This window comes from Pseudomonas sp. QTF5, from assembly GCF_000512695.2.
Lineage (GTDB): Bacteria > Pseudomonadota > Gammaproteobacteria > Pseudomonadales > Pseudomonadaceae > Aquipseudomonas.
In genome coordinates this window covers 52040-58405 of the sequence record NZ_AZRW02000039.1, presented here as the reverse complement: position 1 = coordinate 58405, position 6366 = coordinate 52040, and the positions used below count along the sequence as shown (strand labels likewise).

The window sequence follows — 6366 nt, the reverse complement described above, 5'->3', positions numbered from 1 at the left end:
AAAACAGTATTGCAGAAAAGGGGGTAACCATAGATGTGGGAGCGGGCTTGCTCGCGAAAGCGGACTCTCAGTCAACATCATCGTTGAATGTTAAACCGTCTTCGCGAGCAAGCCCGCTCCCACATTTTTCAGCGAAACCTACTTCTCGACGAACGCACGCTCGATCAGGTAATCACCCGGCTCGCGCATCCGCGGCGAAACTTTCAGGCCGAAGCTGTTCAACACTTCGCTGGTCTCGTCGAGCATGCTCGGGCTGCCGCACAGCATGGCGCGGTCGTCCTGCGGGTTGATCGGTGGCAGACCGATGTCGCTGAACAGCTTGCCGCTGCGCATCAGGTCGGTCAGGCGGCCTTCGTTCTCGAACGGCTCGCGGGTCACGGTCGGGTAGTAGATCAACTTGTCACTCAGCGCCTCGCCGAAGAACTCGTTCTGCGGCAAGTGCTCGGTGATGAACTCGCGGTAAGCGACTTCATTGACGTAACGCACGCCGTGGCACAGGATCACTTTTTCGAAACGCTCGTAGGTTTCCGGGTCCTGGATGACGCTCATGAACGGCGCCAGACCGGTACCGGTGCTGAGCAGGTACAAATGTTTGCCAGGCTTCAAGTCATCCAGCACCAGGGTGCCGGTAGGCTTTTTGCTGATGATGATCTCGTCGCCTTCCTTCAGATGCTGCAACTGGGAAGTCAGCGGGCCATCAGGCACCTTGATGCTGAAGAACTCGAGATGCTCTTCCCAGTTCGGGCTGGCAATCGAGTAAGCGCGCATAAGCGGGCGGCCGTTGGGCTGTTGCAGGCCGATCATCACGAACTGACCGTTCTCGAAGCGCAGGCCCGGATCGCGGGTGCACTTGAAGCTGAACAGAGTGTCGTTCCAGTGGTGAACACTGAGGACACGCTCGTGGTTCATGTTGCTCATGTACGTGGGACTCCTGGAGATTTGCCTGCGCCGATGATGTGCGCAATTGCAGCGCATTCTAATGGCAGCGACAATATCTGTTAACTGGATTATTAAGATAAGGGTTATCGGTTATATCGATATGCGATTTACTCTCCGTCAACTTCAAGTATTCGTCGCCGTCGCCCAGCAGGAAAGCGTATCCCGTGCTGCATTGACGCTCAACCTCTCACAATCGGCGGCGAGCACCTCAATCACCGAGCTAGAGCGTCAGTGCAGCTGCCAACTGTTCGATCGCGCCGGCAAACGGCTGAGCCTCAACGCCCTCGGCAAACAGCTGTTGCCGCAGGCGGTGGCCCTGCTCGACCAGGCCAAGGAGATTGAAGACTTGCTCAATGGCAAGTCCGGTTTTGGCTCGCTGGCGGTCGGCGCGACCCTGACCATCGGCAATTACCTCGCTACCCTGCTGATCGGCAGCTTCATGCAGCGCCATCCGGAAAGCCAGGTGAAGCTGCATGTGCAGAACACTGCCAACATCGTGCAACAGGTCGCGCATTATGAAATTGATCTGGGTCTAATCGAAGGCGACTGCAGCCATCCGGACATCGAAGTGCAGAGTTGGGTCGAAGATGAGCTGGTGGTGTTCTGCGCGCCCCAGCATCCATTGGCTAAACGTGGATTAGCAACCATGGAAGAACTGAGTCATGAGGCGTGGATTCTTCGCGAGCAAGGCTCGGGCACACGGCTGACGTTCGACCAGGCCATGCGACACCATCGCAGCGCGCTGAACATTCGCCTGGAGCTGGAACACACCGAAGCGATCAAACGCGCGGTGGAATCAGGTTTGGGGATTGGCTGCATTTCGCGCCTGGCGCTGCGCGATGCGTTCCGCCGTGGCAGCCTGGTGCCCGTGGAAACACCGGATCTGGACCTGGCGCGGCAGTTCTATTTCATCTGGCACAAGCAGAAATATCAGACGTCGGCGATGCGCGAATTCCTCGAACTGTGCCGCGCGTTCACCGCCGGGGTTCAGCGCAGCGACGAGATCGTCCTGCCCACCATCGCTTAAAGCAGGATCACCGCCCACACCAGCGCGATCATGCTCAATGCCACCAATTGAGCGGCGCTGCCCATGTCCTTGGCGTTCTTGGACAGCGGATGCAACTCAAGGGAAATGCGGTCGATGGCCGCTTCCACCGCCGAATTGAGCAACTCGACGATCAACGCCAACAGGCAGACCGCAATCAGCAGTGCCTGCTCGACGCGGCTGACGTTCAGGAAGAATGACAGCGGAATCAGGATGACGTTGAGCAACACCAGTTGCCGAAAGGCTGCTTCACCGGTGAAGGCCGCGCGCAGGCCGTCCAGAGAGTAACCAGAGGCGTTGAGGATGCGTTTGAGGCCGGTCTGGCCTTTGAAAGGTGACATAAAGTAGGCAACTGACCAAAAAGGAGTGGGAAAGCTAGATTAAGCGAAGTCAAAAAAGCGTGAACACGTAGCACCTTAGTGGCTAGAAATTGACTCAAGTTGTTGCAAGAGCAACGCTGCCTGAGTCCGGGTACGCACATTCAGCTTACGGAAAATGGCCGTGACGTGGGCCTTGATCGTCGCTTCGGAAACGCTCAACTCGTAAGCAATCTGCTTGTTCAGCAAACCTTCACAGACCATGGTCAACACTCGGAACTGCTGGGGTGTCAGGCTGGCAAGGCCTTCGCTGGCAGCCTTGGCTTCGTCGGAAACGCTGACCGCTTCGAAGGCTTGGGGCGGCCAGAAAACATCGCCATCGAGCACCGCGCGTACGGCTTTCTGAATGACACTCAAATCACTGGACTTGGGAATGAAACCGCTGGCGCCGAATTCACGGGATTTCACCATGATCGACGCTTCTTCCTGAGCCGACACCATCACCACTGGAATCTGCGGGTACTGCCCACGCAACAGCACCAACCCGGAAAAACCGTAAGCCCCAGGCATGTTCAGGTCCAGCAATACCAGATCCCAGTCGGCTTTTTCGTCCAAACGGGTTTCCAGCTCGGCAATGCTCGCCACTTCCACCAGACGGACATCCGGGCCCAGGCCCAGGGTCAATGCTTGATGCAGGGCGCTACGAAAAAGAGGGTGGTCATCGGCAATCAGGATTTCGTATGTGGCCATTCTTCAAATGATCCTGTTTTTTTCATGGGATGCCCGATGCATTCAGGCCTCGCCAAATCGGCGCCAAGCATGCCCAGCGAAGCCAGGGTGGTCAAGTTGCATGGCCCTGCCAGCCAGCCCTGTTCTTTGCAGTATGGACGACGCTCAGCAAACGACGGCCGCCACGTTCTGCACAAAGGGCATCAGCTCGGCGTGAGCCGGTGTTGCAACATTCATATCCAGCTGATGCTTAGCGTCCATATAGTGCTGACTGAACACATCGAAATAAGCGTCCAGCGCCAAGGCTGCGTCTGTATCGCCGGCAAGATCGAGGCACAGCGCCGCCACTTCGGCGGTGCACAGGTGCTCGCTGCGAGTGGATCTGCGTAACCGGTACCGTGAAAGCTTCTCGGGAAGCAGGCTCAGAATCGGCAATGCATCAAAATAGGGGCTTTTCCGGAAAATCTTCCGGGCCTCGGTCCAGGTGGCGTCCAGCAGAATGAACAGCGGCCGCTTGGTGCTATCGACCTCGACGCTGTGGGTTACTCGCTCGGGCTCGACGTATTCGCCTGGAAACACCAGATACGGTTGCCATTGCGGGTCGGCCAGCAGCGCCAGCAGTTGTTCATCGACTTCCGTGCGCGACCAGATGAATGCATGGTTGTCGCGCACCACATCGGCTATCAGCCAACCGGTATTACTCGGTTTGAACACTTCTTTGTTGGTCATGATCAGGCACACACCGCTACGGGTGTCGACCTGCGGGCGCCAGGCGCATAGGCAGTGACTCTCGATCACACGGCAGGCACGGCAACGGGTTGCTCGCCAGCCACGGGCCTGAATCGGCTTGATGCCCTCTTCCTCTCGCTGATCGCGCAAGCGGGCTACGGCGTTGGGGGCGTGGTTCATCGTGGGCAACACCCGCAGACAGGAAAACTCGACACAAACGGCACTCGGCAAGGCAATAAAGGCCAGCAGTTTACCAGAGCAGCCGGCGCAAGCCTGTACCGACCAGGCCACCTCCCCTATAATTCGCCGCCACTGAACGCACAGTCACGTGACGGGTCGAACCACCAGTCACTGAACCAGGAGAGTTTCATGCTGCGCCTTATCGTTCCCACCGCTGCCGTTTTGCTGGCGTCGTCCTTCAGTGCTCAGGCTGCGTCCTTGAGTGAGCAGAATCTGAACAGAGAGCTGCGAAACGTCGCCGTACAAAGCAGTGTCGGCACTCCACGGGCGATCAACGAAGACATTCAGGATCAGGGTTATACCGTCGAAGGCAATCAGCTGATCAACCACCTGAGCGTTCAGAGTAGCCACGCCGACAAGATGCGCGCCGATCCGAAAGCCGTGTACTTTCAGCTTGGCGCCTCCGTCTGCAGAAACGAGGGGTTCCGCAAGCTGATGGCCAAGGGCGCGATCATGCGTTACGACTTCACCGAAGTGAAAACCAACCGCCCGGTCGGCTCCGCAAGCTTCCAGGAATCGGATTGCCCGAAAGCCACACCGGCCAAGAAAAAGTAATCAACGGGAATTGGCGCGCCGCTGTTCATCCTCGGCGCGCAGTTCTGCCAACAGCGCCTGCAAGTAACGCGAACGTCGCTCCCCGCCCTCCAGACGTCGGCAGCACTCCTCTTCGAGACTCAAATGATTGGTCTCGGCTGATAACTTCAGCAATCGATACAGTTGCGCATCGATCTCCAGAGTGACTCTGGGCATGGTTTACCGCCTCCCTGCACGCATCGACCACCGTTGACCACGCGATAAATCCCTGAATTGCTTGAACGTTGCGTCTGCCTTTGACGCAAAGTTGTCGTGTACGCCTGTCACTTAGTAAATCAGAGCGCAGGACATGCGGCTTGCGTTCAGACGAGCGGTGAAAGCACCTTGCAAATGGTCAATAAGCGGTTGCCAGGAAAGACTTTGCGGCGCAATGATCAGGCAGCGCAAATCGTTGCGAGGGTCTAAATTCATAGTGTTCACGTTGTTTTTTTCAGGGCAGAAAAGGGGCTGCCCATTGCGTGCCTTATTGTGCGAACGTTTCTTTCATTCAAGGGATAAACAGAGCCCGTATGGATGGCTCGATTGCAAACGAGTCAGGTGGAGCGCCCAGGCAAGGGCTTGGGCAGACAGCGACACAAGGGGTGTCGCGGCGCCGACGACTGTTTTGTCGGGCCAAGGGTTCTGTGCAGAAGGAGAAGTTGAATGCCTTACCAACCGAATGACCTCCTGAGCCGTCATTTTCAAGAAAGCGGCCACGACCTCACCAGCAAGGTCGAAGAACAACTCAACCTGGTTTCACCCAACAGCCCTAACATCCCGATTTACCGCGACATGATCCTGACTGTGCTGCGCATGGCCCAGGAAGATCACAACCGCTGGAATGCCAAGATTACCCTGCAAGCCCTGCGCGAACTCGAGCATGCCTTCCGGGTGCTCGAGCAGTTCAAGGGGCGACGCAAAGTCACCGTTTTCGGCTCGGCCCGCACGCCGATAGAACACCCACTGTATGGTTTGGCCCGAGAGCTTGGCGCCGCCCTGGCGCGCTCGGACATGATGGTCATCACCGGTGCCGGCGGCGGCATCATGGCGGCGGCCCACGAAGGTGCCGGCCTGGAACACAGCCTGGGATTCAATATCACCCTGCCCTTCGAGCAGCATGCCAATCCCACGGTCAATGGCACCGGAAACCTGCTGCCCTTTCACTTTTTCTTTACCCGCAAGCTGTTCTTCGTCAAGGAGGCCGATGCGCTGGTGCTGTGCCCAGGCGGTTTCGGTACGCTGGATGAAGCGCTGGAAGTGCTGACTCTGATTCAGACCGGCAAAAGCCCATTGGTGCCCGTGGTGCTACTGGATGCGCCAGGCGGCAGGTTCTGGCAAGGCGCGCTGGACTTCATTCACCATCAACTGGAGGAAAATCTTTACATCCTGCCGACCGACATGAAGCTGTTGAGCCTGGTCTACAGTGCCGAAGAGGCAGTGGAGCAGATCAATCAGTTCTACAGCAACTTCCACTCCAGCCGCTGGCTCAAGCATCAGTTCGTGATTCGCATGAACCACAAACTCAGCGACCGGGCGCTCGAACACATGCAGGAGGCATTCGCCGACCTGTGCCTGAGCGATCATTTCCATCAGCACGCCTACAGCGGTGAGGAACACGACGAACCACAGTTCAGCCATCTGGCGCGACTGGCCTTCACTTTCAATGCCCGTGATCATGGCCGTCTGCGGGAGTTGGTGGATTACATCAACCTGCCGGAAAACTGGGCCCAATCCAAACCCCAGGCGAAACAACGCGCGCGTGAGCCGTTCAAGGTGACGTAAGGCAAAAAAAAC

Annotated in this window: 8 protein-coding genes; 3 read left to right on the top strand and 5 right to left on the bottom strand. The window is 57.4% G+C overall.

Translation table 11 applies throughout. The features are described from left to right. Positions 1–138: 138 nt before the first annotated feature. On the bottom strand, positions 139–918 hold the full coding sequence (gene fpr / locus IC37_RS23700) for a ferredoxin-NADP reductase (protein ID WP_030127957.1): 780 nt from the start codon (positions 916–918) through the stop codon (positions 139–141). A 121-nt stretch (positions 919–1039) separates the two neighbouring features. Between fpr and IC37_RS23695 the strand changes: the two genes are divergently transcribed. Beyond that, the gene (locus IC37_RS23695; RefSeq protein ID WP_030127958.1) at positions 1040–1966 is read left to right on the top strand and encodes a LysR family transcriptional regulator; all 927 of its coding nucleotides are present in this window, start codon (positions 1040–1042) and stop codon (positions 1964–1966) included. Here IC37_RS23695 and IC37_RS23690 read toward each other — a convergent pair. The 3 genes from IC37_RS23690 to IC37_RS23680 form a co-directional block, all read right to left on the bottom strand. After that, the gene (locus tag IC37_RS23690; protein WP_008153979.1) at positions 1963–2325 is read right to left on the bottom strand and encodes a diacylglycerol kinase; all 363 of its coding nucleotides are present in this window, start codon (positions 2323–2325) and stop codon (positions 1963–1965) included. The two genes, IC37_RS23695 and IC37_RS23690, sit on opposite strands and share 4 nt — an antisense overlap. A 75-nt stretch (positions 2326–2400) precedes the next feature. Then, positions 2401–3051: a response regulator transcription factor ErdR gene (gene erdR / locus IC37_RS23685; protein WP_030127959.1), complete on the bottom strand. Its 651-nt coding sequence runs from the start codon at positions 3049–3051 to the stop codon at positions 2401–2403. A gap of 144 nt (positions 3052–3195) precedes the next feature. Then, a complete protein-coding gene (locus tag IC37_RS23680) occupies positions 3196–3939 on the bottom strand; it encodes a tRNA-uridine aminocarboxypropyltransferase (RefSeq protein WP_030127960.1) in 744 nt (247 codons plus the stop codon). Positions 3940–4128: 189 nt separating this feature from the next. Between IC37_RS23680 and IC37_RS23675 the strand changes: the two genes are divergently transcribed. After that, positions 4129–4554 carry a PA3611 family quorum-sensing-regulated virulence factor gene (locus IC37_RS23675; RefSeq protein WP_030127961.1) on the top strand — a complete coding sequence of 142 codons (426 nt, stop codon included), beginning with the start codon at positions 4129–4131 and terminating at the stop codon, positions 4552–4554. On the opposite strand, the gene IC37_RS23670 is transcribed toward IC37_RS23675, so the two are convergent. After that, positions 4555–4749 carry a hypothetical protein gene (locus IC37_RS23670; RefSeq protein ID WP_007907277.1) on the bottom strand — a complete coding sequence of 65 codons (195 nt, stop codon included), beginning with the start codon at positions 4747–4749 and terminating at the stop codon, positions 4555–4557. A 486-nt stretch (positions 4750–5235) separates the two neighbouring features. Between IC37_RS23670 and IC37_RS23665 the strand changes: the two genes are divergently transcribed. Continuing rightward, complete coding sequence (locus IC37_RS23665) at positions 5236–6354, top strand: LOG family protein (RefSeq protein ID WP_030127962.1); 1119 nt, start codon at positions 5236–5238, stop codon at positions 6352–6354. Positions 6355–6366 lie beyond the last annotated feature (12 nt).